We start from the raw sequence: 26,051 nt of genomic DNA on the forward strand, positions 1-26,051 counted from the left end.
TCGACTTATTGGACCTGGTTTCCCAGCCTTCCGTTTCCCGAAACGCGGTTTAAGAAGGCGTGGAAAAATTTTATTTTAACCCAGTTTGGTCTCTATTTGGATAGGATGGGTCAGAGTTTTGTGGACAGGACAAGCGTTTGCAACTTGTAAAAGTCTCTCTCTTTCCTGTTCACTCAAATTCCCTTCTAACTTTACAATCCTGTGGATCTCAGTATGATCCGTCCATCTCGTCAGATTCAGTTCTACGATCACTTCTTTTAGATCCATCTTCTTTCTTTGAGCATACATTCGAATTGTAATGTCCGTGCAAGCTCCCAAAGAAAGAAGAAGATATTCATGTGGAGAAGGTCCTAGATCTCCTCCACCGTCTTCTTTGGATTCGTCAGCGATAACTTCGTGGTTCTTGCTACGAAGGATCGTTTTATAATTTTCAGGAGTGCTGAGTACTGTTACTTCGATGTCGCTCATAAAGTAAGAAAGATCAGGACTCCATTTTTAAATGCAATCTTTTAAGTTTCCGAAACCAATTCGGTTTCCGGACTTTTTACAGGAGCAGGTTGTTTAGATAGAACGTATTCGTTTACCTTATACATGATCGCAACTGTGATCAAAATAGCCACAATCACAACATACCCTAGGTTTCGATAACCCTCGATATATCCGCTCGGTGTCTGGACTACGATCAATCCTGCCGCGTAAGATGCAATCCCTCCGGATAACTGTTGCAGAGAAGAACTGATTGCCATATAAGCTCCCCTGTCCTTAAGTTCCGGAACCGCAGAAGTCAATGCGTTAGCCGAAATTATCCTACCAGTAATCATAATGAATAGAGCAGAGTTGATTGATATTACAAATGAAAGCGGGGAGATCCCCATCGCGGTATAATAAAGCAGGATCCCGCAAGCTATTAAGGAAGAAACTAGGAATACGGAATATTTTCCATATTTATCCGCTGCTTTTCCGATCCGGGGTCCCGCAACCATGCTTACAGCCCCGGTCGCCAGATATACTAATGGCAGATCTTCTAAAGAAATCCCTAAGTTATGGACGCTGAACGCGGAACCGAAAGGCATAAGCATATATCCACCGGTTGCCAAAAGCATAGTTGCCAAAAATCCGGGAAGATAATTTGAATTCCCGGCAGTTAAAACCAAGTGTTTGACGGCATTATGTTCGGTCTTTCCGCTCAGATGAGAAACGAGAGGTTGGAGGTAAAATGCCGCTGCAATTCCCACAAGACCACTAATGATAGCGACCATCCAGAAAGGAGATTGCCAGCCCCAAAGGTTTGAAAAATACATTCCGATCGGAAGGCCGAAAACTTGGCTGGCAGCAAATGCAGTCATCACAAGCCCCATCACTCTCCCTCTTACTTCCAAAGGAAATAGATCCGCAATGATGGCAAAGCTGATAGAAGCAATCACACCGCCGAAAATACCGGTCACTACCCTTGCAAATAGTAGAAATTCGTAATTCGGTGCGATCCCGCAAAGAGCTGTTCCTAAAACGAAACCGCTATAAAAAAATAGTAACATCTTTTTACGGTCGAATTTATCCGCAAAACCAGCGGCCAGGATCCCGGAAATCCCCGCGCTAAACGCATAAGCAGAGACCACCAACCCAAACTTAGTCGTGGATATTTTTAGTTGATTCATGACCTGAACTCCTAACGGGGATAAGATCATAAAATCAAGCACCACTGTGAATTGGATAAATGCCAATAAGGCTATTACAAAGATTTGGTATTTACTAAATGTAAATTTCATATTTATTCCTTAAAATCAGGACCTCAGAACCGATTGTGGGAAATTCATTCTAGCTTGTTTCAAAACGTTACCCCACCAATACAATTCATTCAATAATTTCTCAGCCGAAGATGTATAACGAAATTCCTCCGTAGGTCTTCCATTATGAAATCTAGCATGAGCCCAATGAAAACTAACACAGTCTCGAACAGTAGTCACTCTCAATTCCGCAAATACATTGCGAAGTTGTTCTACCGCTCTTAAACCGCCGGAACTACCTCCATAGGAAACGAATCCAAGAGGCTTCGCATTCCATTCTTCATGAAGTGAGTCAATTGCCAACTTTAAATACGCAGGATATCCGTGGTTATACTCCGGTGTAATTACTACAAAAACATCGGCTTCAGCTATTCTATCCGAGAATAAGGGAAGATCCGAGTCCATGTTCTTTGACATGTCCCAAGGAAGAGAAAATTCAGAAAGATCGATTAGATCAGTTTCAAATCGGTAATCTTGTTTAGCGATCTCTTCAAACCATTTTGCAACTGTTTCCCCGAACCTACCTTTTCTTGTACTACCTAATATGATTCCTAATCTAAGGCTTGCACCAGTACTGATCTTCTCTAATAACATTTCAGAATACCCTTCTTTGTTTCAGTCACAATATTCTACAAGTTAAAGTGAACTTTAAGTAAAGAGCCTACCTTCATTTTTTTACGATTTTTTCAGAAAAAATCCGAAAACGTTTGTGCTCAAAGTGCTGCTTGGATAAAATTTAAATCTAAAGTTCACTTTAAGTTTAGATTTTGGAGAATGTAGTGGATAAGGACGAATTTTTAAGCATCGGACAAGTATCCAAAAGAAGCGGAGTTGCCTCTTCTGCATTACGTTTTTATGAAGAAAGAAGACTGATCCGTTCCGAGAGAGCCGGCTCCGGCCATAGACAATATCCTAGACATGTTTTAAGAAGGATCGCATTCATAGTATTCGCGCAAAGAGTAGGACTCTCTTTAGACGAGATCGCTGCTGAGATTGCAAAACTTCCGGAAGATCATACTCCTAACGGACAGGACTGGTCTAAACTTTCCAAAACCTGGAGTTTACGTATAGAGGAGAAGATTGCGGAACTTCATAGATTAAAGAACGGACTCTCCGTTTGTATCGGTTGCGGTTGCCTTTCACTTCTAACTTGTAAATTAGCAAACCCACAAGACAAATTGGGAAGATACGGAAGCGGCCCTTTACGTTGGATGGGTAAACCTAAAAAACAAAATTAAATTTCTTCGATCTGCGGAAGTGTAAAATAGAAAGTTGCTCCCTGGCCTACTTCGCCTTCTGCCCAAACTTTTCCGCCATGTCTAGAAATGATCCGATGAACGATCGCAAGTCCTATACCTACACCTTCGAAGTCCCGATTATCGTGTAATCTTTGGAATACTCCGAAAAGTCTGTTCTGGTATTTCATGTTAAAACCTGCGCCGTTATCTTTCACGAAGTAAATATTCTCCCTATTCGATTGATTACATCCTATCTCGACAACGGGGTTTTCTTTTTTAAAAGAATACTTGATCGCGTTGGAAACCAAATTTATAAAAACTTGTGCGAGTAATTCCACATCGCCCATAGCCGGAAATAATTCTCCGACAAGTATTTTAGTTTTTCCATTCTGCGCATCCGATTGCAGTTCATATAATATATGCTGCACAAGTTCCGAAACATTCACGATAGTTTTGGTAATTTCCTTCTTTCCCATTCTAGAGAGAAGAAGCAGGCTATCGATCAACTTATCCATCTTCAGAGTGCTTCCAACGATCACTCCTAGTATCCGTTTTCCCTCTTCATCCAAATCCTTCGTATAATCTTCCTGAAGAATTTTAGCAAAACCTTCGATAGCGCGTAATGGCCCTCTCAAATCATGGGAAACCGAATAACAGAATGCATCCAGCTCCTTGTTCGCATTTTCTAATTCTTCGTTTTTCTTTTGAAGATCCTCATTTAGAACATGAAGAGAGATCTCTTGTAAATGTTTGTCTACGAAAAACTTTACTTTGTTTCTGAGTATCTGAGGTTCAAAGGGTTTTGTGATAAAGCTGAATGCTCCTCTTTCGTAACCTTTAAACACATTCAAATTATCCGTGTAAACCGCGGATATAAAGATAAAAGGTAATCTTGCAGTCTTCTCCTCCTCTCTTAAAATACTCGCAAGTTCGTATCCATCCATTTCCGGCATTTGGATATCCAATAATGCCAATGCAAAATCATTGTGTAATGTCGCCTTTAATGCCTCGTTCCCACTCAATGCACGGATCAAATCCACATCCAGATCCTTTAACACTGTTTCCAATGCCACCAGATTTTCCGGCCTATCATCTACGATCAGTATTTTAGGTTTGGCATTCATAGATTCACCGACTCAACCAAACTCTCATCAAAGAAAGTAATCTTTCCACGTCTACCGGCTTGGAGATATAATCGTTTGCTCCCGCATCTATACATTTTTGTCGATCGTCTTTCATCGCTTTGGCGGTGAGTGCAATGATAGGAAGTTTATCATATCTTTTTTCGGATCGGATCCTTCTCATGGTTTCGTATCCGTCCATCTCTGGCATCATGATATCCATTAGAACTATATCCATATCATGCTGAGAATCCAGAGAACTTAAGGCAGTCTTTCCATTATCCGCTTTAAACACTTCCATTCCCCGGTCCTTTAAAATTTTAGATAAAGCGAATACGTTCCTCATATCATCATCCACAAGAAGTACTTTCTTCTTCTGAAAAATGGCTTCCTTGTCGTATAGATTGTTTATGATCTTTTGTTTCCCTTCCGGAAGTTTACTGATGGTCCTATGCAAAAATAGAGCAGTTTCATCCAACAGTCTTTCTTCCGATTTCACTCCTTTAATAATAATACTCTCCGCATATTTTTGGAGTTCCGCATTTTCTTCTCTGGTTAACTCTTTGCCCGTATAAATAATAATAGGTGGCATTGTTTGGCCTTTTATTTTCTCCAACTCGTAGATAAGTTCGAATCCACTCATATCGGGAAGGCCAATATCTAAAACAATGCAGTCAAAATAATTTTCCTGGTAAGCCTTAATTGCGTCTTTGCCGTTGCTTGCTTCGAAACATTTTACATCTCCATTCCCGATCAACTTTCTCATAGCGATCCTAGAATTGTCGTCATCTTCAATGATCAGGAGGTTTTTCATCTTTCGATTGATGAAATTCTCTATTCTATTAAACGCTTCTTCCAATTCCTTTTTGTTCACCGGTTTAACTAAATATTCCACTGCACCCTCTTTGATCGGTTCAATGGAATACTCATTACCTGAGATAACATGGACGGGGATATGCCTTACTTTCGGATTGGCTTTGAGTTCATTCAAAACCGTGTTCCCATTGATCCCGGGAAGGTTCAGGTCCAAAATGATTGCGTTAGGCAGACGTTTTTCAGCAAGTATCAGTCCATCTTCTCCAGTGGAAGCTGATAAACATTTAAAGTTTTTATCATGCGCTTGTTTGATCAGAACGGCGGCAAATTTCAGATCATCTTCAATGATCAGGACTATTTTATCATTTTCCGAAATATTTTCCCTATCGTCTTCCGCGCTCGGAGAATTTATAAATCGAGTTTCTTTAGGAATAGAATAAGGTTTTTGTTCCGTTAAAGGGACTTCTCTTTCTGTAGGAGTAGATAAATTTTCCTTTTTTATTTCTAAAGGAAGCAAAAGAGAGAATGTAGATCCCTGATTGATCTTACTTTCTAAATTGATATGACCGCTTAAAATTTTAGCCAATTCTCTGGAAATCGATAGCCCAAGACCGGTTCCTCCATATTTTCGAGAAGTGCTTCCATCCGCTTGCTGGAACGCTTCGAATATGGACATCTGCTTTTCTTCCGGGATGCCTATTCCTGTATCTGAAACGGATATTACAATTTTCTGATGTCCTTCCGGACGAACTTCCAGGGAAATTTTTCCCTTTTCCGTAAATTTTAGCGCATTCGATAATAAATTTTTAAGGATCTGGTTCAAACGTTGAAGATCGGTAGAAATATACTCAGGGCAATCCTCGGATACAAAACCGATCATACTTAATTCCTTTTTATCCGCTTGGTGTTTGAAATCTTTTAATAAAGAATCTACAAATTTCCGAATATCGACTCTCTCTATATTGATCTGCATCTTGCCGGATTCAATTTTAGAAAGATCTAATACTTCATTGATCAATACCAATAGGTCCTGACCGCTTTTATAGATAATATTCGCACTCTCTATCTGGTCAGAACTCAGGTTCTTCTTATTGTTTTCGGAAAGATCTTTGGAAAGGATCAAGAGGCTGTTTAGTGGAGTCCGAAGTTCATGGGACATGTTTGCCAAAAATTCGGATTTGTATTTACTGCTGACCTCTAATTGTTTACTTTTTTGCTCTATATCTGATCTTGCAGCTTCCACTTCCTTGTTTTTTACTTCCAAGGCTTGGGTTTGCTCTTCTAATTCTTCATTAGTGATCCTAAGTTCTTCCTGTTGTTGTCTTAGAGCTTGAGTCTGCTCCTCCAGCTCTTCATTCATTTGTTTTAATTCTTCTTGTTGGCTTTGGAGTTCCTCACTTTGAGCTTGAGTTTCTTCCAACAATTCCAAGATCTTCTTTCTGGCAATGGCAGAATTTATGCTAATACCCACATTCTCCATGCAGCTTTTGGAAAATTCCACTTCTAGTTCGGTAAAATGATCCAATTTTCCGATTTCGACCACTCCAAGCGTCTGACCGTCGTATAAGAATGGAAGCACAAGAACGTTAGTCGGCCTTGCATCCAAAAAAGAAGAAACAATCCGGATTTGTTCTTCTTTCAGATCCGTTAATAAGATTACTTTTTGTTCGAATGCGACCTGGCCTACTAAACCTTCTTTGAATGAAAACTTCTCCAAAGTTTTTCCACCGGTGAACGCATACTCTCCGGTCAATCTAAGAGATTTGTCTCTCTCGTCTAAAAGATAGATTGCTCCTACTTGTGCCCTTAGATATTTTCCTAAAAAATTTACGATTTCCTGGGCAAGGTCTTCAACAGTTTGGTCCCCTCTTAATTTTTCATTCAATTGGTTTTGGCCTTGGGTTATCCAATTATGCCTTTCGTTCTCTGCAGTCGTGGAGCGGAGCGATCGGGTCATCTTCACTAACGAATTCCCCAACATGTCCTTTTCAGATCTAGGCACCAGATCGACGGAATAATTTCCAGATGCCACAGAATTCGCATTATGCGTCACTTCCTTAAAGCTGTCGTTGATGCTTGCTAAAGAATCGAATATAGGGGTTAATTCGTCTTTGGAAACATCCTTAAGATCATGATCCGCAAATTCCCTACTCGCGATCTTTTCCGCTTCCGAAGTGATAGTAGAAATCCTTCTTGAAATCGTAGAGACAATCCAATAAAAAACGACTAACGAGAGTAGAACATTTGCTAGCAAAGAGAAGATCAAAAATCGGAGCGCTGAATAATAATCCTGATCGTTCCGTATTTTGTCGGACTCCATTTTTTTTTCGTTCAGTGAGTTCAATTCGGCCGCTCGTTTTACCGCAAAGTCTCTCATCTTCATCCCTTTTTCTACGGATATCGCAAAAGCTTTTTCAGACTGTCCTATCATAGCGAGGGAAACTAGTTCTTCCAAACTAGGCCTAAAATTCAGCCATGCTTTTTTGTATTGATCGAAAATCTTCTTGCCGTCCGCATCCAAGAGAGTTTCAAGCTCGTTCATTTTTCTATCCGCTTCTTCAGCGGAGGAAAAGATCCTGTTCTTAAAATATTCCCTTCGGACGGGATCTTTTTCCAGAATGATATTCTTTTCCTGTCTAGTGGCTTCTAAGATACCCACCATAAATTCGTTTGATAAATTGATCCTCTTAGAAGAGACATCCACTATATTCAAAAGCCTTTTATTAGCCTCGGAAAGTTTGTCCATTGAGAACAATGCGCTTACTATGAACAAGATAAGAAGTATAGAAAATCCTAAAATCAGTCTCTGGCGAATCGTGAATCCTTTCATATTCATTACAATTACCTAAACTAATCCCTTTAAAAATCCACTAATCTCATCTAAAGGAAGAATATGATCCACGGAAGAAGCCGAGATCGCATATAGAGGCATCGAAGGTGATTCTGCGGTCTCCGGGTCTTGTACGATTGTCAGTCCACCTTCTTCTTTTATTTTTCTAAGTCCTATGGCCCCGTCAGAATTGGAACCGGTCAAAATGAGTCCGATCAATCCATCTCCATATGCATCCGCTGCGGATCCAAAAAGCACATCTATGGAAGGTCTTGCAAAATTCACTCTTGCCTCAGTGCTTAAAGAGAATGTTTTGTCTTTTTCCACCAAAAGATGGTAATTTGCAGGAGCCATATAAATATTCCCTCGTTCTATCTTTTCTTTTTCGTCTGCTTCCTTTACGTTCAAATTGCAGGTCCTGTTCATACTCTCTATCCAGTATCCGTCAGAACGAGGACTCACATGTTGCACGACTACGATGGGGCAAGGATAATTTTCAGGAAGAAAAGGTAGTATCTTCATAAGTGCATTTAATCCTCCTGAAGAAACTCCGATCACAATTGCCTCGTACCCCATCTAATTCGATTTAAAAATCCTTAATATTTCTTTTTGAATATTTTCTGTCTCGGATCCAAGTCTTGGTATGCATCTTTTAATTCGCTAAAATACATTCCCTCCTTTGAGCCCAAACATAGAACTCCTCCGTTAATTAAACTTTCGTAAAACATTCTATGCACTTTGTTCTGAAGTTCCCTTTTAAAATAAATAAGCACATTTCTGCACAATATCATATGGACTTCTGCAAACACACTGTCCGTCACTAGGTTGTGATTTGCCCAAACTATATTCTTTTTTAGATTTTGGCCGATGATAGCCATATTATCATCTGCGGTATAATAATCCGAAAAAGCGGACCTTCCCCCCGACGCTTGATAATTAGAAGTATATTCCTTTATTAGATTATTCGAAAATATACCTTGTTTCGCTTCGTCCAAGGCACGCTGATTGAAATCTGTCGCATATATGGTTGTTCTCTCCATCAGGCCTTCTTCAGTAAGAAGGATCGCCATGGAATACGCCTCTTCTCCCGTTGAACAACCCGCATGCCAAATCTTTATGAAAGGATAAGTTTTTAAGATAGGGACGATCTTTTCGCGAACGGATCTATAAAAGTTTGGATCTCGGAACATCTCAGTAACTGTGATGGACAGATCATGCAAAAGATCGTTAGCAAAACTTTTGTTATGTAGAAGTTGAAACTGCATCTCCGAAACCGTATTATATCCGGACAATACCATCCGATTCATGATCCTACGTTTTATATGAGCGTCTGAATATTGCCTAAAGTCGTAGCCGTATTTCTGATAGATAGCCTCCAATAATAAATCGATCTCTATCTCGGTACTATCCTTAGCTGCCATATTTTATTTTTTTATAAAACTTCCGGGCCAAACCGAGGAGATATTCTACGGTTTCTGGGAAACTGAAATCAACTATTTATTTCAAATATGAGGCAAAATAAAGCAAATTATGTAAATAGAACTTAACTAACAAATCAGGAATATGGAATCGTTTAAAGATCTTGAGAGCGGAATTTATTTTAGACAGAACTGTCTAAATAAGTAAACATGGAGAGAGTGCCGAACCCCAAAACAGTAAAACTCACTGAAAAGGAATTTACTAAAATTTCCAGGGCCCTTGCTGAGCCTAGGAGATTTCAACTTCTGCAATGTATCGGCTCTAACGATGAGCCTACTGCCTGCAGCACTCTGAACAAATCCCAAGATATTAGCCCTGCTACTCTTTCTCATCATATTAAAGAATTGGAAAATGCCGGCCTAATAGAGACTTCTAAAGAAGGTAAATTCGTGAATATTACCCTGAGAAGGGATATATTTAAGGCCTATCTGGATAAACTTTCTCAAATCTGAGTCGTTCTCGACCGACGTTCATACTATTCATTACTTTCATAATTTCCAAAAATATCGAAATATTTTTAGAACAAACACTTCGATACTTGTCTAACTATAAAATTATTCAGATCCTAATATTTAGAAGAGGTCTTATGAGTCAGTTAAAAGGTAAAGTTGCAGTGGTAACAGGAGCTTCCAAGGGAATTGGAGCGAGTATCGCTAAAACATTAGGTTCCGCAGGTGCTTCCGTGGTGGTGAACTATTCTTCCAGTAAAGAAGGCGCAGATAAGGTTGTTGCAGAGATTGAAAAACAAGGAGGCAAAGCAATCGCGGTACAAGGTGACATGTCCAAGTCTTCCGATGTAAAACGTTTGTTTTCAGAAACGAAAAAAGCCTTCGGTTCGATAAATATTCTAGTCAATAACGCGGGTGTATTCGAGTTCGCTCCTTTAGAAGCGGTTACGGAAGATGAGTTTCATAGACAGATGAATACGAATGTTCTTGGGCCTATTCTCGCCACTCAGGAATCCCTAAATCATTTTGCTCCGGAAGGTGGATCAGTGATCAATATTAGTTCCATCGTGAGCGACATCCCTGTTCCGAATTCAGTTGTATATGCTTCTACAAAAGGTGCATTGGATACGGTTTCCCAAGTATTGGCTCTGGAACTTAGTTCCAAAAAGATCAGAGTGAATACGATCGCTCCGGGAGGTGTGGAAACGGAAGGAGCTCATAGACTTGGAATGATAGGAAGTGATATGGAGAAGATGATCGTTTCCAAAACTCCTTTAGGAAGATTAGGACAACCGGAAGATATCGCTAAGGTTGCACTGTTCTTAGCTTCGGAAGATTCTTATTGGCTTACTGGAGAAAGGATCAGTGCGTCTGGCGGCTTTAGATAAAATCTAGAATTGGGGCATGGTTAGTTTGTCTTTTAAACAATAAAATTCGAGTGGATCACTTATATTGGAGTTCCTAATCATGCCCTATGAACTATTTGCGGGAACCAATCCAATTAAAGAACGGCCGAGCCGAATGTATTAAAATTCAAACTAACGATCAGAATTCTTTGACCAGGGAGAATATGATAGAACTGGAAAACATCCTGGCTGAGATCGATAAGGACGATAATATCCGTGCGGTCCTTTTGAGTTCCGACAATCCTAAATTTTTTTCCAATGGTATCGATGCGGAGAATATACTAAATACTCCCAGAGAAAAACTCACCGAAGAGATGGGTCAGATCGTGATCCTATTCGGAAAACTTTTGAGTTTTGGAAAACCGTTGATTGCAGAGGTGACCGGTTACGCAATGGGAGGTGGTGCAGTTATCACTCTTTCCTGCGATTTCAAATTTATGTTGGAAGGTAAAGCAAGGATCGCATTTACCGAGGTTTTAGTAGGTCTTCCTCTTCCGATCAGCTTTATCGATAAATTGAAGACCACTGTTAAGTCTGAATACTTAAACGAAGTTTGTCTTTTAGGAACCGCTTATAAGGCGGGAGAAGCCAAGGAAATTTCCTTAATCAACGAAACTGCAGAAAATAAAGAAGATCTGCGTAAACTTGTTCTGAAAAAACTGGATGAGGTAATGGCAATCGCTCCAAGCGCTTACAGAAGAACAAAGGCCGCAATCAACAAAGAGATCAATGATAAATTCGAATCTCAGTTGGAATTCACTAAGAGCAGTTTTGAAGATCCCACGGTAGTTGCAAATTTACTGGAAGCGATGAGCGCTTTAAAAGAAAAAAGAAGACCAAAGCTTACCTAAATATTCGATTTTCTTAAATTTGGATCCTATAATTTTCTAAACTTCCGAAGGCCCAGACTCCTAAAAATTTAGGATACAGGTCCTTCGGAATATTTGCGTCCACCAAATTGCTTCCGAATTCACTTCCTGCGCTACCTGAGATGATCGTATTCGCAGAGTTTGCACTTGTCGCCGCATACCCGGAACCGACACTATGAAAAATATAAGTTCGGCCGGATAAGGCGACTCCGTCCGGATAGACGTATGCCCCCGCCACTAAGTCCCCCATCCCGTCTCCATTTATATCGGAGATCATAGCAACATTTCCGAAAGCTTGGTTAACGGCTTCTCCCAAAATTATATTTATAGAGCCGGAAGACACTTGAGCGCCATCGCTTAAATTTATATAAATTCGTCCTTGGCTCGTGGAATAATTAGGAGCGCCTGTAGCAAAATCGTCATATCCGTCTCCGTTAATATCTCCCAGCACAACACTAAGTCCCACAGCACTTATAGAGAAACCGCTGATTATAGTGTTTGCACTTGTAGCAGCAGAAACAGTGATCCCACTTGTAGTCCCAGTGCTATTGAATACATAACTTCTACCAAAATATCCACCGTATTGAGGAGCTCCTACAGCAAGATCCGCGTATCCATCTCCGTTCACATCTCCAGTATATATACGGATCCCAAAATTACTCGCAGTTTCTCCGACTATCGTAGTGTTTGCTAACGTATAAGAATTTACCGTAACTCCTGCAGATCCACTACTATGGAAGATCCAGACTCCTCCTGTAGAACCTCCGGCATATGCATTTCCACCCACGATCAGATCTGAAAATCCGTCTCCATTAATATCCCCTAGCGCTATACCGCAGGCAAAATTACTCGAACCAGGACCTGAAATAGTTGTACCGGCTGTTGAAGAGATCCCCCCGGATCCTGTGCTATAATAAATAAATGCAAGTCCGGAAAATCCGGAAACACGATATGCACCATTTGCAAGATCATCGTATCCGTCTCCATTCACATCTCCTAACGCGATTGAATAGCCGAATTCATTTGAACCCGTATAATTCAAGATAAGATCCGCACTCGCGGCTGCGTTAGTTGTAATACCGGAAGAACTTCCGTGAAATATATAAGTGATCCCTTGTAAACCGGAATAATCGGAAGCACCTACCGCTAGATCTCCGTATCCATCTCCATTCACGTCCCCCATTGCAGAAGTGTAACCCATTCTTCCCTGGCCGGTGATAGAATGGTCCGCCATTGTCGTGTCTGTCGCGGAAATTCCGGAAGATCCTCCGTAAAAAATATAAGCCATTCCCATTCCGGAAGCATCACCTGGTGCTAACGCTACTATGTCCGCGTAACCGTCTCCGTTTAGGTCTCTATTATACCCTTTTCTAATATGCAAACTCAGAACCGAGGAAATATTTCCACTAGAGTCAATACTTCTGATATTGATAGAATGTAGAGAGCCTTTCCTCCAAGTAGAAGACCCGCTCGGCAATGCAAAACTCCAACTAGTAGTTCCTGTAGCGGCAGTATAAGTTCCACCATCAATCCTGATTTCCACGGAGGACACTAGGATATCATCTGAAGAAGTCCCGAAAAGAAATCCGGTCTCCACTGTCGGCCTTCCCGAAGTTGGCAGATTGGTAATTGCGACTGTAGGATCTGTTACGTCTCCAGTGGGAGTAGTACTTGCATCCACGCAGGTATCTCCCGCAACCAAGCAGGCAACCTGTGCCTCGAGCATCGCTTCAAATGCGAGATTCATAGATTTAAGAGAACAGGATCCTAAAAAGAAAAGAAGAAGCGCCGCTGCACAATAAGGAAATTTTCGCATTCGAATATATTTACATTCGATCGCGGAGCGTATTACAATCCAATCCTAAAAAATTTAGAAACAAATTAGAATTTTGAAAAAACTTAGTCCCTCGTTCGAGGGATATTTTCAAAATTTCTAATTTTCATTTTCGTCGATTTATAAAAGCTTTTCTCAAGCTCTTCCAATTGACGAGCGGATATTTTTAGGACCAAAAACCGGGGCGATTTCTCGCATATACTCCCATTCCGGAATCAGTATCGTTCATTCCGAACGAGCCTCCAAATAGGCATTTCCCTTCAAATAAAACGGAACGACTTGTCTGTCTTTATAGAAACCGACCCTAAAACAAACGAGAGTTATACGAGGGAGTTAAGACATGCAAAAATTTCTGAAAGACGAGGAAGTCCAGGATATTCTTCTAAAAGCTGCCCTTTTTGTGACTGTCTTACTCTTGATCGTACTTCTTTTCACGGGTTGCAATAACGCGAAAGCAGTAAGTATAGATGCAAGTTCCTCTGCGATAGGCGCTATCGCATTCGATGGAAACCTAGGAGTTTTCGGTAGCAATACCTCTGGACCTTCTCTTGTGCGAGTAAACGTTATCGGATACTTGAATAAGTCCGGCAAAGAGATGAATCTAACCCTAACAAATACGGATACTTCCGAGACCCAGACACTTCAGATTTCGGATAACGGAACCTTTTCCTTTCCGGATACTTTGGATGCAGGTACAAATTTTACGATCGATCTTGGAACGTATACTGGAGGACAGAATTGCACCCTCACTGGGGATTCTGGAAAAGTCGGTTTTGTTGCTGCTTCTAAAATCGATTGTGAAAGGAACTTAGCGGTTTTCGGGACCTGGTTTTCAGGCAGCGTTCCAGTCATGAATCTTTTTCAGGTGAACCAGAAGACTTCTACAGTGGTAGGAGCTCCTATGTTCTTTAGCACCAGCGCAGGAATACCTATGCTGGATCTAGTCTGGTCAGGAAGTAAATACTTGGCAGTTTGGACTACAACAGGAAGTACGATCAAAGCTCGATTACTAGATATAGAACAGACTGCTATTGGCTCAGATATTACTGTGGCTGGTTTAATTTCCACAGGCTCCGGTGCTAAGATCAGCACATTATCTTCCGCTTATAATAAAGACCTGGATGAATTCGTAGTTGTATTTGTAGAATTTGGAGGGAGCACTTCTTTTGCAAATTTAGTAAGATATGTTCGCCTCCATCCGGACGGCACTCTGATTGGAACTCCTACAACCATAAAATCAATTGACGGAACCATTGGAACTACATTCGGATATTCTGATGTAATCTGGGATGGAAGTAAATACGTTACTGCATTCGAAGAACATGATAATAATACGGATGATCTTCCTAATAATTATGTAACAGTATTTCGTTTTACGACCGGGGCAGCAACTCCGGTCAACCAATTGTTCTTATCTTCCGGAACCGGCTCCGTCGGTGCAATCTTCCCGGTAACTTCTGCAGGTGCTGCTTATCCAAAATTTGTAAAAACCTCTTCCGATCTATGGCTTTTTTATAATAGATCCAATATGGGCAATGTAGATAACACGATCGATTCTAGTTTAATGGAATGGAGAAATTTATCTGGAGTCCCCGCGCAGATTAGAAGGGATACGATCCCGAATGGTTGTAATCCAAACGGTACCGGATTCCAAACCTATGTTCCTTCTCCTGGAAATATAGGTTCGAAAGTATTATTAGGCTATGATCTAAGATGCACCCAAAGTGGCTCCTCATTCTTCGATGTATATCATGGACCTTTTAACTCGACAAGTGGCGCGCTAGGAACAGTTACAAATTATTCAGGAAGCACACTTGGTATGAACTTTACAATGGGAAGCTCTACCACCTGCAGGACTTCCAGATGTTATACAAGCGCAGGCGCGTTAGGAGACGGAGTTTATATTTTCGATCCTAATTTTGATGGAAGTACTCATACGTTCTACCCGATCAAAATCTCTTCTCCAGGGAATTCTGTGGATTTTCCAGCCCAGACTTCCATCCAATAAACTTAAACCGGATCCTTGTTAAGAAAAATGAAATATTATTCTTACAGGATCCTATTTTTTCTCTTAGTCCTTTTTGCAAATATTACCTGTTATAAACCTCCACAAGCATCTACACTTTTAGATTTTTTCAGCCTAAAAACTGATCTGGATGCATTCAATACTCCAATCAAAGTCTTTGCACAAGTTTCCGGTTTAAGTTCCGGAACACTTACGATTTCCAATCAGTTAGGAGAAACATTGGCGTTTCCTTCTAACGGGACTCAACAATTTCCGAAATTTTCCAGATTAGGAAAGGAATATTCAGTTTCCATAATAGGAATTTCAGGAGCTTCTTCCCAGCAAGAATGTAAGATCAGTAATCCGGAAGGGCCGATTGTATATCCTAAGACAGTAATTTTTATCAGTTGCGGGAAAATATTCTACGATCTGTCCGTAAAAGTGATCGGCCTGGACCCTTCGATTGCAGGCACTTCTCCTTTAGTCCTCCAGAATATGTCGGACAAAATTACTTTTAACTCGGATGGAACAAAGACATTCGCACATAAGGTTGGGGACTCCGCTAATTATTCTATTAGTTTTATCTCCACTCCTATTGGACATAGCTGCTCTTTTATTCCGAACGGTTCCGAAAATGGAACCATGTCCGGAGCTCCTCTAACTTTGCTTCTGGATTGTATTTCCATTTTGGAAATTTTTCCTAAGTCTAAAATACTCACTCCAAATGGAAAGGTTTCCGTCAAACTTTCCTTTCATGGAGTAGATCCTGGAAGTTGTAGTTTTGATCCGATTACTATATCTGGAAAAAATAATGTGGCTTCTCTTGGAAATCCACCGAGTATTACGTATCCTTCTGCCCCGGATGATCATACAATTGTGATCACTCCAAATTCTCCTGATAAATGGGGACCACCTGGAAGTTCATTCTTTGAATTAGTCGGTTGTACTGCCAAAAGTCTGCCGATCCAAAATGGAAATCCGATCCATTATGATTTTATAACTTCTTCTAATATTCGTTTGGTGGATGAAAGCAATGGGATAGATGATCCTGGATGCGGAACTGGTTTCGGGCCTAGCGCCTTCTGTAGAAGTATAGAAAAAGGAGTCCAAGAATGCGACTCAAGCGGATCTATTTGTTCAGTATTCGTTTCGGAAGGAAGTTATACTCCTATCTCCCAAATTTTCTTAGGTGGAACCACTTCTCTATTCGGAGGATTTGCTTCTGGTTTCCCGGATTTAGATTCTGATCCAAGCATTCATCCAACAAGGATTGTGGATGATACACTTTCCAGTTGTGGGACTTCCTTTGCAAATTTCTGTAATGCAATTTTGATCTCGACCACTTCTTTAAGTTCTCCGACTACAAATCTTTCAGTAATCGGCTTCCAAATACAGATGAATCTAATCGGAGATTATTCCACTGGGATCCAAGTTCTAAACTCTAGGACAAATTTAGGACAGATCATCATTTCTAAAAATATGGTTTTTGGAAATGAAACAAACTCTAACGGTTTCGGGATCCGCACAGGATTACTCATCAACCAATCGGATAATGTAGTCGTAACTGAAAATTGGTTAAGAGGAGGCTCAGGAAGATCTCATTCCATAGGAGCGATGTTAGAAGGAGCCGGTGCAATTTCGCAACCTATCATACTTTCCAGAAATATTTTAGATGGACTAGTGAGTATAGAACCTGCAGGATTTAGCGCCGGTCTTTGGATAGAAACGGGGAATTTCGAAGGAGTGATCGTTTCTGAAAATAAGATCAATGCATACCAATATTTAAATCCGGGTTTAGTTTCAGAAACTTCTTACGGGATTATTTTCACAGACGCGGCAGATTCTAGTAATATTATAAATAACGATATTTATATTGGAAATTCTCAGAATACTTCTTTAGGAAAATCCACAGGGATATTCGTACAGGCAGGATTCGGAATTCATAAAATTCTAAATAACCAAATTTTCTCTCAAAATCTATCCGCAAATACTGCCGGTATTAATTTTGCAACTCCTCCGGATGCAAGTTCCATTATTCGAGGGAATAATTATTTCGTTAGTGTTCCTCTCGTCATAGGTTTTGACCAATATATTTTTTGTGGAATCGAACTAAACCAAGAAGATTGCGCTCATCCGATCTCTGGACAATTCATAGGAGACTATTCGAATAGTTATGGTGCGGATCCTAAGTTTGCAGATACGATTGAGATCGAAAAGATCTGGAATTTTAATCTTCCTTTTGGAATTCCAACATCCGCAAATTCTCCTTGTTCTTCTCTATATGGTGGTGTCGATTTGAGCACGATCACACTTCCGATCACTGCGATCCCATTTATTCAGACTGATTTTTATGGAAGCTTAAGAACAAATACTTCTAGCCCTTTCACTCCTTCTGGAGCCGGTGCAATTTCGATCGGTGCGGTAGAATCGGATGCAAATTGTTTCTGAACACTTATACCAAAGACCAATAAAATTTGAGATGACTCATGCGGATTTAAGGCTTGATAGATCCTATTCACCTCTTTCCATGGAAGTATGTCAGACATTTCGATTTACGAAATCACAGTAACACAAGTAATCAAAAATTTAGAACACTTAAAACGATTTATAGATAAGGGCAAAAGTTTCGCCGAATCCAAAAAGATCGATATAGATGTTCTATTGAACTCAAGGCTCGCACCGGACCAGTATAATTTTATCAGACAGATCCAGTTGGCCTGCGATACAGCAAAATTAGGAGCAGCCCGCTTAACCGGAAAACAATTCCAAACGCACGAAGATAAGGAGAAGACTCTATCAGAAGTGATCGAAAGGATCGATTCAGTTATTGGTATATTAAAAGGCCTAAAACCTGAAGATTATAAAGAAGCTTCCGAAAGTAAAATCTCTCTGCCTCGCTGGGAGGGTAAATCTCTGACCGGAAAAGAATATGCTCTTCATCATATGATCCCGAACTTCTTCTTTCATATCGTAACTGCTTATGATATCCTCAGACATAACGGTGTCGAATTGGGTAAGAAGGACTATCTAGGAGATTTTCCTTTTAAAGCTTAAATCCTCTTTCCGAAATTCGTCGAAGTTACTACAATCTGGACCCCAAACTTTTTTCCCCAAATTCTCACTTTTTTAAAACTTAGGTATTTACCTAAGTTTATTCTTATGATATAGTTAGGTAAGTGCCTAAGTATAGTAACAGTCTGGATAACCTGTTTCATGCTCTCGGGGACCCCACAAGAAGGTCCATCTTAGAGCGTTTGAGCATGGGACCGGCGACAGTAGGAGAATTGGCAGAGCCTTTCAAAATGGCCCTCCCTTCTTTAATGCAACATCTTGGTGTGTTGGAAGATTCTTCTCTGGTTCGTTCCGAAAAAGTGGGTCGGGTAAGGACTTATAAACTTACTCAAGATTCCATGAAAGCAGGAGAAGACTGGTTCGTTAGACAACGCACCCTCTGGGACAGAAGGCTTGATCAACTGGACAGTTACTTACTTGAAATGAAGGAGAAAGAAAATGGCAAAAACTAACTATTACCAACCGGACCCGAAAACAGATCTAGTTCTGGAAAGGATTGTAGATGTTCCTACAGAACTCGTTTGGAAAGCATGGACCACTCCGGAACATATCCTGAAATGGTTTACCCCTGCCCCTTGGAAAACGATCGATTGCGAGATTGATCTTAGACCGGGCGGTATCTTCCGCACAACAATGTTATCTCCGGAAGGACAAGAGTTCCCGAATAACGGTTGTTTTTTGGATATCGTTGAAAATGAGAAGCTTGTATTCACTGATATTTTCGAACCCGGTTTTAAACCTACAGCAAACGGTGGATTTTTTACCGCGATACTTACATTAGAAAAACATGGTAATGGAACCAAGTATCATGTTCTTGCTCGTCATAAAGATGAAGAGAGTAGAAAAAAGCACGAGGAGATGGGCTTCCACGAAGGTTGGAATACAGCCTTAAACCAATTAGTAGAACTTATGAAAGCAGTTCGTTAGATTCCCAGCATGCGATAATCATCTAAAATCGGAAAATCATTCCTCCGGTTTTAGATGACCATTTTTATACTCTAAAATGCAATTTTATACGTTGCATGACATCGAACACAATTTTGAGTGAGCTTATCCAATTCTTTTAGAATAATTTTAGTGTCCTTCTTCTGTCTCAGTTCCCCTGCGATCTTATCGAATTGATCATGAGTACCGAATCCTAATTGTTTGAACTCTATAGGCAATTTCAGAAGGATCGTTTTTTCCTCGTCTTCCAGTTTTTTTACCATAGCCATTCCACTGGCAGAAGCAGCCAATTCAGCTTTTTTATAATCTTCTTCAGCTAATGCGGAAACGATCCCATTCACGGATGTAAGTAGTCCCCTCATCTCCGTTAAGACTAAATTTTTCTCTTGTGGATTCAAATGAATTGCAACCCTTCCGTCTATCGATTCGGATACATTTCCGGAAAAGAAAAAGTATAGGAAAACGGAAGCAGAGATTAACCATAATACTAAAGAGATCAATCCTAAGGGAATTTTTTTCACAATTTACTCCATTCTAATAATATAAATTTTTACTAATATAATATCCGACTTTCAAGAATCATCGCACCAGTTTGATAAAAAAATCAGTCAACGCTTCCGGTAATTCTTTAGGATTCGGCAAGATCCTATATGATTCTTTTCCAAGCATTGCGGGAAGATATTGTTTTGCACTTTTATCTATTGCAAGTGCAAAGACACCGACATTCGATCTTTCACATTCCAGAATTGCCTTTTTAACATCTTCTATTCCGTATTTTCCTTCATAACGATCATAGTCATTCGGTTTACCGTCCGTCAAAAGAAGGATCCAACGTTTCTGGCTTTTTTCCTTTTGGATCAAAGAGAGAGAATGCCTGATGGCCGGCCCTATCCTAGTATAGCCCTTTGCTTCCATAAGTCCTATCTTATCTCTGGATTTTTCCCAAGGTTCATCAAAACTTTTTATATTAGAATAATCGCAATGATTCCGAGTATTAGAATAAAATGAATCTATCCTAAAACGATCTCCAAATTCCGAACATATCTGTCCGAATAACACTAAGGAAGCTTTTTCCACATCCAAGATCCTCTGGTTATCCACATAAGAATCGGTAGATAAACTCATATCTGCAAGCAGAAGTATAGAAACTTCCCTAAGCCTTTTCCTATCGGATAGATACACATTTTCAGTAGGGGTTTGTCCGCAGGACAGATCCGAAAAATATTGTAGAGCCGCGTCCAAATCTAAGTCTTCTCCATAAGGTTGTCTTTTGAGAGAAGTTTTCAGATTAAAGAATCGATTCATTCTGGACCGAAGCGAATTTAAAGTACTATAATTCTCTTGGAAGATCTTCTGAGTGAATCCGTAGTTTCCATCCGGAAATTTTTGAGGAAACACCTTACAATGATCTTTTCTATATTTCCTTTTTTTAAAGTCCCATTCATCGTACGAGATCGGATTTTCTTCCGACCGATCATTCCCTACTTCTCCCGCAAATAATCCGGAAAAAAAATCTGTCCTAAAGACGGAATGTGTCGGCTCGTTAGAACGAACCGTTTGCCTAAGGTCCAATTCTCGAATAGCTTCTTCTTGTTCCGATAAAGTATCGGAACCGTCAAAGTCACGCCAATTTCCTTGGAATTCTTCCGCAGTTTCCACCTTTTCGAATTGGTGCATTAAGGTATAATCTTCCTGGGATTTAAGATCCGCCTGGATTGTCTCTATTCTTTCTCTTGGGACACCTTCTAATTCAGTTTCAATCTTATCGTCTTCAGTCTTTTGAGAGAACAAATCCTGAGAAGAAATCTGATTTTCAGATTTTGACGGAGAAGAAGACATCCAAACCCCGTATAACAAGGAGAGGTCCTCAGGTATATTCTTATTTTTTAATATAGATCTCTGAAAGTTCCTTTCCACATTCTCTACGGATTCAAAAAGAGATCTCGCATCCGGAAAATTTTTTTCCAAACTTGACATTACCTGCGGATAGGTCTCCGCCGCGGCTTTTGATGATTCGTTTAGGCTTCTGATTTCTCCTTTTTTCCAATGAAACCCTAATTTTCTCTGCTCAGATATATAAAGTATTCTAAACATATAAAATTGAAGATTAGAGAATGTATCCGGGCCATGAGAATAGGACCCAGGTAAAAAGTAGATCTGGTCCTGAAATCCTCCTTCCCTTTCCGCAGGAAATATCTCAATATTTTCCCCAGTCAAAGACTTAGCAAGGATCGAAAGTCTGGGCTTAAGTTCGGAGAGTTTTACTATTTTAGCTTTTAAGAATGGGTCTTTTTCGGAGGAAAAAAGTTCTCTGACAGTATTGTAAGTCTTTTTGAATATGAATTCTTCCCAACCCATATTAGATCATCAAAGAGACCAGATCTTTTAAAGAACGGATCGTATCCGGATCATCACTTAATGGTTGGACTATTGCGACTTCGCAGGACAAACGAGAAGGTAAACCTGTAGAGATCAATTTTGCAGCATCCACAAGTAATCTTGTAGAGCAAGATTCCAATAATCCCAACTCTGTAAGATTTCTGATCTTTTCCGCAAGCTTCACTAACTTAGAAGAAACAGAAGAAGAAATTCCGGTTTCCCTACTTAATATCTCTGCCTCAGTATCTTTATCAGGATAATCGAATTGGACGGATATAAATCTTTGTCTCGTAGAAGGTTTTAACTCCTTCCAACCTCTTTGATAACCTGGATTATAAGAAGCTACTAAAACGAAAGAATCCGGAGCTTTTAAATTTTCGTTCTTTCTATCTATAAAAATTTCCCTTCGGTGGTCCGTCAAAGGATGGATAGAAACGATTGTATCGGGTCTAGCTTCTGCAATTTCATCTATATATAATATTCCACCGGACCGAACGCTTCTTGTCAAAGGCCCATCCTGCCAAACGGTTTCCGAACCTTGGATTAAAAATCTTCCGAGTAGGTCCACTGCAGAAGTCTCCTCATGACAAGATACACTTGTCATGGGAAGACCTAATTTAGAGGCCATAAATTCTACAAATCGAGTTTTACCACAACCGGTAGGCCCTTTGAGCAAGATAGGAAGTTTATTCTTATAAGCATGTTCGAATATTTCTATCTCTTGTCCAATAGGCCGATAATACGGGACCTCAGCTTCACCTAACATTCCATTTTTATGATCTGCTTTAGGATCTACGGGCAAGAGAAATATCTCCCGAAGCCTGCTCTGCGCCTAAGGCCTCATCCGTAGGAGTTCCAAAACGTATGAAGTTTATAATGAACGCAATAATCCCTGAAGTAAACACGACTGCAGCGAGTATCAAACCTAGAAAATGGACTTGGATCTCTTTTTGAACGGTCAAAAAGTCTAACCCAAGCTTTCTTTCCAAGTAAACTTGTGCAATACCTGCCACCGCAAATGCTCCGGTCATTCCCAGCATTCCAATATTGGAAGCCCAGAATGCAAAGAGGCCTGTCGGATTATTCCAAAGTTTTCTGCCGGTAAGCAAAGGCATTGCGTATGTTAAGATCGCAAACACGATCATTGCGTACGCTCCCCAGAACGCGAGGTGACCATGCATCGCAGTGATCAAAGTTCCGTGAGTATATAAATTTACTTGAGGAAGAGTATGAGCAAATCCTAAAAACCCTGCTCCCACAAAAGACATGACTGCACTTCCGATCGTCCAGAAAAGAGCGATCGTATTCGGGTGGTTTCTTCCACTTTTTCTATACATGGAGATCGCGAACATTGCCATAGCAAGAAATGCAAGAGGCTCTAACATAGAGAAAAAGCCACCTACCCATTTCCAATATTCAGGAACTCCAATATAATAATAATGGTGACCTGTTCCCAGGATCCCGGATAAGAAAGTTAATCCTACGATTATATACAACCATTTCTCGATAACTTCGCGGTCCACTCCAGTGAGTTTGATAAGAAGGAAAGAAAGAATACCTCCCATGATCAATTCCCAAACCCCCTCTACCCAAAGATGGACTACCCACCAACGGAAATAAGAGTCCACAGTTTGGCTATTGAATTGGATCATTCCCGGAAGATATAAAAGAGCCGCAGAGAAGAGACCAAAATACAGAACGAGAGCAGTTGTAGTATACCTTTTCCCTTTCCAGACGGTCATTCCTATATTAAATAGAAATAATAGAACGTTGACTACTACCAGATAATCTAAAGGACGAGGGATCTCTAAAAACTTTCTTCCCTCCCAGAAATTCAGGTGAAATCCTATAATCGATACAACTCCCACCAAGATGAGAGAGATTAGCTGGATGTACGCGAGCTTTTCGGAATAGATCTCTCTGTCAGATTCGTCAGGAATAATATAGTGGGCAGCACCCATAAAACCAGTAAGGAGCCAAACCACCAATAAATTCGTATGAGTTGCCCTGGCGGCATTGAATGGAACCCAATCATGCAAAACATCGAATCCCATTCTGGCAAATCCCATTACGAATCCGTAAATTATTTGCAAGGACAGTAAGAGCATGCAGGTAGCAAAAAACCAATATGCAATTTTTTGAGATTTATATTTCATAAAGAAACCGTTATATTCTAATCCTATTTGTTTATTTCAACTGGGAGAGATAAGAGGACAGATCCTTGATCTCGCTATCACTAAGGGGAAGTTTAGGCATTGCAGTACCCGGCTTGACCTTCTGAGGATCTTTCAGCCAATTTTGAAGATATGCAATATCATACTTTTTCCCGACAGAATCCAGCGCAGGCCCTACGTTTCCTCCAGCGCCTCCAACAGAATGACATGCAGTGCAGATCTGTTTGAACTTTTCTGGTTGAGCGACAGCGGCAGACTCGGCGTTTACGAGTTGGGTAGAAGATTTATATTCCGGCTTAGGAGGAAAACCTTTTAGATCCAACTCTCCATTCCATTTTAAGAATGCGATTATATCGGAGATCTGAGAGTCGGAAAAATCGTATTTCACCATCTTTCTTTCTCCAGGATACATCGCCTGTGGATCTTTTAGGAAAACTCTGATCCATTCAGGGCCTCTCCTTTCGTACACCTTCGTCAATTCTGGTGCGTAATAGGCCCCTTCTCCTAAGATCGTATGACATCCCATACAATTATTCTTCTCCCAAAGCTCTTTGCCTCTGATCACTTCTTCACTTAAAGTTTTAGAAGAAGGAGAAGAATAAACGTACTTTAAAGAATCATAAGTAAGTAATAGGAAAACTGCGGAGAATAAAAATGTCCCAACCAGGAAAAATAATTTCGCCTGAAATTTTGTAAGCATACCCTCTTCCTTATCTTTAAAAAAAACGCGAGCTCGCGTGAAACAGTGATTTAGAAATCGGGGGACATTTTGGCTGATAACTAAATAAATTTCCTTGATTTAGATCAAGCGAGTTTAGAAAAATTTGACAATCTTTTGGCTTGAATTATTTATAAAAATCTATACAAAACGTCTGTTATGACTAAAACGTTAAGCGTTCAAACAAGCGATCATTGGGCCGAAATCCAAAGGGAATTTCCAAATGAGCTCTCCTCTATCGGAATCCCAAAAAGAATCTCAAAAGGCCAAGTTGTTTTCGGTGAAAGGGACCCTTACGACGGATTTTTCGAGATCGTATCCGGCATCTTTAAAGTGTATTCTTTATCTCACGAAGGAAAAGAAGCCATCTTAAAAGTATTTTATCCGGGAGAATTGATCGCTTCCCATCCAATCTTTCAGCCACAAGAACCTTGTTTTTATCCTGCATTCTGCGAAGCGCTAAAAGATGGAGAATTATTATACTATCCTAAAAGGGAATTTACCTCTTTCTTATTCGATAACACTAGAGCACTTTATTTATTTTCAGCGGTCACTATTCAACATTTGAACTATTTCAGAAAAAAATTAGTGGAGAATCTTCATCTCTCCGTAAAAGACAGGATCTTGAATTTTCTAAGAGAATGTGGCGCCTCTCAGGAATTTATCACACTTCCGATCACCAAAAATCAATTGGCCTCGTTGATAGGAACAACCCCCGAATCGGTAAGCAGAGCGTTTAGATCATTACTGGATGAATCCATTCTAGAAGAAAAAAACTCTACTTACAGAATAATCAGGAGAATCGATCAAAACAGGCTTATGAATTCCCTGCTCTGAGTAAGACAATAGTCTTCGGCATACAAGTATTTTTGCACTTGACCCAAGAATAGTGCATACACACCATTTGATTAGAAGATATGAAAAATAAACCTTCCTCTTCAGAACTAAAAAAAATAGGATTATCTTGCTTGAACGTAAGTTTAAGAAGGACAGCAAGATTAGTTACTTCCTATTATGATTCGATACTCAGACCTTCCGGACTCAGGATCACACAATTCAGCATCTTAGTCGGAATAGGATATGAAGAAGAATGTAGCATCACAGATCTTTCCAGACTCACTGATATAGACAGAACCACCCTGCAAAGAAGTTTAGAGATCCTAAAACGGGATGGTCTGATCCGGATCGAAAAAAAGGAAGCTGGGAATATCCGAAATCTTTCCCTAACGAAAAAGGGGGAATCCAAATTAGCGGAAGCTATCCTACTTTGGGAAGAAGCCCAGAGCGAACTTACTAAATCGTTAGGAAGATCTAAATTCCAAGAAACCTTAAGGATACTTTCCGAGGTCCGAAAAATTCCGGTATTGGAAACCCAAAACCAAGTCTAAGCGATAGATGTGCTCGATAGTTTTTCAGAAATCGTATAGTGTATA

The 26,051-nt window shown here is 40.2% G+C and carries 24 protein-coding genes; 11 read left to right on the forward strand and 13 right to left on the reverse strand.

The annotated features are described in order from the left end of the window. Positions 1-75 precede the first annotated feature (75 nt). The 3 genes from CH352_RS07575 to CH352_RS07585 are packed head-to-tail and all read right to left on the reverse strand — an operon-like array spanning position 76 to position 2,378. A complete protein-coding gene (locus CH352_RS07575; RefSeq protein WP_100706207.1) occupies positions 76-468 on the reverse strand; it encodes an OsmC family protein in 393 nt (130 codons plus the stop codon). 41 nt (positions 469-509) lie between these two features. Next, entirely contained in the window at positions 510-1,766 is a 1,257-nt protein-coding gene (locus tag CH352_RS07580) for an MFS transporter (protein WP_100706208.1), read from the reverse strand. 15 nt (positions 1,767-1,781) lie between these two features. Continuing rightward, complete coding sequence (locus CH352_RS07585; protein WP_100706209.1) at positions 1,782-2,378, reverse strand: NADPH-dependent FMN reductase; 597 nt, start codon at positions 2,376-2,378, stop codon at positions 1,782-1,784. 185 nt (positions 2,379-2,563) lie between these two features. Here CH352_RS07585 and soxR point away from each other — a divergent pair, with 185 nt between their 5' ends. Beyond that, complete coding sequence (gene soxR / locus CH352_RS07590; RefSeq protein ID WP_100706210.1) at positions 2,564-3,022, forward strand: redox-sensitive transcriptional activator SoxR; 459 nt, start codon at positions 2,564-2,566, stop codon at positions 3,020-3,022. Here the strand turns inward: soxR and CH352_RS07595 are convergent. From CH352_RS07595 to CH352_RS07610, 4 genes are read right to left on the reverse strand one after another with little or no spacing between them, the layout of a single operon-like run. Continuing rightward, complete coding sequence (locus CH352_RS07595) at positions 3,019-4,146, reverse strand: sensor histidine kinase (RefSeq protein WP_100706211.1); 1,128 nt, start codon at positions 4,144-4,146, stop codon at positions 3,019-3,021. The two genes, soxR and CH352_RS07595, sit on opposite strands and share 4 nt — an antisense overlap. Before the next feature lie 4 nt (positions 4,147-4,150). Beyond that, positions 4,151-7,795 (reverse strand): response regulator, encoded by a 3,645-nt coding sequence (locus CH352_RS07600; protein WP_100706212.1) that lies wholly within the window; start codon positions 7,793-7,795, stop codon positions 4,151-4,153. A gap of 9 nt (positions 7,796-7,804) precedes the next feature. Further along, positions 7,805-8,365: a chemotaxis protein CheB gene (locus CH352_RS07605; protein WP_100706213.1), complete on the reverse strand. Its 561-nt coding sequence runs from the start codon at positions 8,363-8,365 to the stop codon at positions 7,805-7,807. Positions 8,366-8,385: 20 nt separating this feature from the next. Next, on the reverse strand, positions 8,386-9,210 hold the full coding sequence (locus CH352_RS07610) for a CheR family methyltransferase (protein WP_100706214.1): 825 nt from the start codon (positions 9,208-9,210) through the stop codon (positions 8,386-8,388). A gap of 207 nt (positions 9,211-9,417) precedes the next feature. Between CH352_RS07610 and CH352_RS07615 the strand changes: the two genes are divergently transcribed. From CH352_RS07615 to CH352_RS07625, 3 genes are all read left to right on the forward strand, one after another. After that, complete coding sequence (locus tag CH352_RS07615) at positions 9,418-9,720, forward strand: ArsR/SmtB family transcription factor (RefSeq protein ID WP_100706215.1); 303 nt, start codon at positions 9,418-9,420, stop codon at positions 9,718-9,720. A 134-nt stretch (positions 9,721-9,854) separates the two neighbouring features. Continuing rightward, on the forward strand, positions 9,855-10,604 hold the full coding sequence (locus CH352_RS07620) for an SDR family NAD(P)-dependent oxidoreductase (protein ID WP_100706216.1): 750 nt from the start codon (positions 9,855-9,857) through the stop codon (positions 10,602-10,604). Between the two features lie 86 nt (positions 10,605-10,690). Further along, positions 10,691-11,473 carry an enoyl-CoA hydratase/isomerase family protein gene (locus CH352_RS07625; protein WP_100706217.1) on the forward strand — a complete coding sequence of 261 codons (783 nt, stop codon included), beginning with the start codon at positions 10,691-10,693 and terminating at the stop codon, positions 11,471-11,473. A gap of 13 nt (positions 11,474-11,486) precedes the next feature. Here CH352_RS07625 and CH352_RS07630 read toward each other — a convergent pair whose 3' ends face one another. Beyond that, positions 11,487-13,307 carry an FG-GAP-like repeat-containing protein gene (locus tag CH352_RS07630; protein WP_100706218.1) on the reverse strand — a complete coding sequence of 607 codons (1,821 nt, stop codon included), beginning with the start codon at positions 13,305-13,307 and terminating at the stop codon, positions 11,487-11,489. A 358-nt stretch (positions 13,308-13,665) separates the two neighbouring features. On the opposite strand from CH352_RS07630, the gene CH352_RS07635 reads away from it, so the two are divergent. The 5 genes from CH352_RS07635 to CH352_RS07655 all read left to right on the forward strand — a co-directional run bounded on the left by CH352_RS07635 (position 13,666) and on the right by CH352_RS07655 (position 19,329). Further along, the gene (locus tag CH352_RS07635) at positions 13,666-15,333 is read left to right on the forward strand and encodes a hypothetical protein (RefSeq protein WP_100706219.1); all 1,668 of its coding nucleotides are present in this window, start codon (positions 13,666-13,668) and stop codon (positions 15,331-15,333) included. A 27-nt stretch (positions 15,334-15,360) separates the two neighbouring features. Then, positions 15,361-17,778 carry a hypothetical protein gene (locus CH352_RS07640; RefSeq protein ID WP_100706220.1) on the forward strand — a complete coding sequence of 806 codons (2,418 nt, stop codon included), beginning with the start codon at positions 15,361-15,363 and terminating at the stop codon, positions 17,776-17,778. Positions 17,779-17,865: 87 nt separating this feature from the next. After that, positions 17,866-18,384: a DUF1993 domain-containing protein gene (locus tag CH352_RS07645; protein ID WP_100706221.1), complete on the forward strand. Its 519-nt coding sequence runs from the start codon at positions 17,866-17,868 to the stop codon at positions 18,382-18,384. Between the two features lie 122 nt (positions 18,385-18,506). Further along, entirely contained in the window at positions 18,507-18,854 is a 348-nt protein-coding gene (locus CH352_RS07650; protein ID WP_243396252.1) for an ArsR/SmtB family transcription factor, read from the forward strand. Further along, positions 18,841-19,329, forward strand: a complete 489-nt coding sequence (locus CH352_RS07655) for an SRPBCC family protein (protein ID WP_100706222.1) — start codon at positions 18,841-18,843, stop codon at positions 19,327-19,329. Before CH352_RS07650 ends, CH352_RS07655 begins: the two co-directional genes overlap by 14 nt. A gap of 71 nt (positions 19,330-19,400) precedes the next feature. On the opposite strand, the gene CH352_RS07660 is transcribed toward CH352_RS07655, so the two are convergent. The 5 genes from CH352_RS07660 to CH352_RS07680 are packed head-to-tail and all read right to left on the reverse strand — an operon-like array spanning position 19,401 to position 24,600. Continuing rightward, positions 19,401-19,868 carry a hypothetical protein gene (locus tag CH352_RS07660; RefSeq protein ID WP_100706223.1) on the reverse strand — a complete coding sequence of 156 codons (468 nt, stop codon included), beginning with the start codon at positions 19,866-19,868 and terminating at the stop codon, positions 19,401-19,403. A gap of 58 nt (positions 19,869-19,926) precedes the next feature. Beyond that, the gene (locus tag CH352_RS07665; RefSeq protein ID WP_100706224.1) at positions 19,927-21,705 is read right to left on the reverse strand and encodes a nitric oxide reductase activation protein NorD; all 1,779 of its coding nucleotides are present in this window, start codon (positions 21,703-21,705) and stop codon (positions 19,927-19,929) included. Position 21,706: 1 nt separating this feature from the next. After that, positions 21,707-22,528, reverse strand: a complete 822-nt coding sequence (locus CH352_RS07670) for a CbbQ/NirQ/NorQ/GpvN family protein (protein WP_100706225.1) — start codon at positions 22,526-22,528, stop codon at positions 21,707-21,709. After that, on the reverse strand, positions 22,512-23,882 hold the full coding sequence (locus tag CH352_RS07675) for a cbb3-type cytochrome c oxidase subunit I (protein ID WP_100706226.1): 1,371 nt from the start codon (positions 23,880-23,882) through the stop codon (positions 22,512-22,514). The genes CH352_RS07670 and CH352_RS07675 overlap by 17 nt, the downstream gene beginning before the upstream one ends. A 31-nt stretch (positions 23,883-23,913) precedes the next feature. Then, entirely contained in the window at positions 23,914-24,600 is a 687-nt protein-coding gene (locus CH352_RS07680) for a c-type cytochrome (RefSeq protein WP_100706227.1), read from the reverse strand. Between the two features lie 177 nt (positions 24,601-24,777). Between CH352_RS07680 and CH352_RS07685 the strand changes: the two genes are divergently transcribed. Both CH352_RS07685 and CH352_RS07690 read left to right on the forward strand, forming a co-directional pair. After that, the gene (locus tag CH352_RS07685; protein ID WP_100706228.1) at positions 24,778-25,455 is read left to right on the forward strand and encodes a Crp/Fnr family transcriptional regulator; all 678 of its coding nucleotides are present in this window, start codon (positions 24,778-24,780) and stop codon (positions 25,453-25,455) included. An 80-nt stretch (positions 25,456-25,535) separates the two neighbouring features. Continuing rightward, positions 25,536-26,006, forward strand: a complete 471-nt coding sequence (locus CH352_RS07690) for a MarR family winged helix-turn-helix transcriptional regulator (RefSeq protein WP_100706229.1) — start codon at positions 25,536-25,538, stop codon at positions 26,004-26,006. Positions 26,007-26,051: the final 45 nt, after the last annotated feature.

The sequence above is a fragment of the Leptospira hartskeerlii genome, assembly GCF_002811475.1.
GTDB lineage: Bacteria > Spirochaetota > Leptospiria > Leptospirales > Leptospiraceae > Leptospira_B > Leptospira_B hartskeerlii.

Bases quoted from the DNA above. Each gene is read 5' to 3' on its own strand.
- CH352_RS07575 (WP_100706207.1), bottom strand. From the start codon at position 468: ATGAGCGACATCGAAGTAACAGTACTCAGCACTCCTGAAAATTATAAA.
- CH352_RS07580 (WP_100706208.1), bottom strand. From the start codon at position 1,766: ATGAAATTTACATTTAGTAAATACCAAATCTTTGTAATAGCCTTATTG.
- CH352_RS07585 (WP_100706209.1), bottom strand. From the start codon at position 2,378: ATGTTATTAGAGAAGATCAGTACTGGTGCAAGCCTTAGATTAGGAATC.
- CH352_RS07595 (WP_100706211.1), bottom strand. From the start codon at position 4,146: ATGAATGCCAAACCTAAAATACTGATCGTAGATGATAGGCCGGAAAAT.
- CH352_RS07600 (WP_100706212.1), bottom strand. From the start codon at position 7,795: ATGAATATGAAAGGATTCACGATTCGCCAGAGACTGATTTTAGGATTT.
- CH352_RS07605 (WP_100706213.1), bottom strand. From the start codon at position 8,365: ATGGGGTACGAGGCAATTGTGATCGGAGTTTCTTCAGGAGGATTAAAT.
- CH352_RS07610 (WP_100706214.1), bottom strand. From the start codon at position 9,210: ATGGCAGCTAAGGATAGTACCGAGATAGAGATCGATTTATTATTGGAG.
- CH352_RS07615 (WP_100706215.1), top strand. From the start codon at position 9,418: ATGGAGAGAGTGCCGAACCCCAAAACAGTAAAACTCACTGAAAAGGAA.
- CH352_RS07620 (WP_100706216.1), top strand. From the start codon at position 9,855: ATGAGTCAGTTAAAAGGTAAAGTTGCAGTGGTAACAGGAGCTTCCAAG.
- CH352_RS07625 (WP_100706217.1), top strand. From the start codon at position 10,691: ATGAACTATTTGCGGGAACCAATCCAATTAAAGAACGGCCGAGCCGAA.
- CH352_RS07630 (WP_100706218.1), bottom strand. From the start codon at position 13,307: ATGCGAAAATTTCCTTATTGTGCAGCGGCGCTTCTTCTTTTCTTTTTA.
- CH352_RS07635 (WP_100706219.1), top strand. From the start codon at position 13,666: ATGCAAAAATTTCTGAAAGACGAGGAAGTCCAGGATATTCTTCTAAAA.
- CH352_RS07640 (WP_100706220.1), top strand. From the start codon at position 15,361: ATGAAATATTATTCTTACAGGATCCTATTTTTTCTCTTAGTCCTTTTT.
- CH352_RS07645 (WP_100706221.1), top strand. From the start codon at position 17,866: ATGTCAGACATTTCGATTTACGAAATCACAGTAACACAAGTAATCAAA.
- CH352_RS07655 (WP_100706222.1), top strand. From the start codon at position 18,841: ATGGCAAAAACTAACTATTACCAACCGGACCCGAAAACAGATCTAGTT.
- CH352_RS07665 (WP_100706224.1), bottom strand. From the start codon at position 21,705: ATGGGTTGGGAAGAATTCATATTCAAAAAGACTTACAATACTGTCAGA.
- CH352_RS07675 (WP_100706226.1), bottom strand. From the start codon at position 23,882: ATGAAATATAAATCTCAAAAAATTGCATATTGGTTTTTTGCTACCTGC.
- CH352_RS07680 (WP_100706227.1), bottom strand. From the start codon at position 24,600: ATGCTTACAAAATTTCAGGCGAAATTATTTTTCCTGGTTGGGACATTT.
- CH352_RS07685 (WP_100706228.1), top strand. From the start codon at position 24,778: ATGACTAAAACGTTAAGCGTTCAAACAAGCGATCATTGGGCCGAAATC.
- CH352_RS07690 (WP_100706229.1), top strand. From the start codon at position 25,536: ATGAAAAATAAACCTTCCTCTTCAGAACTAAAAAAAATAGGATTATCT.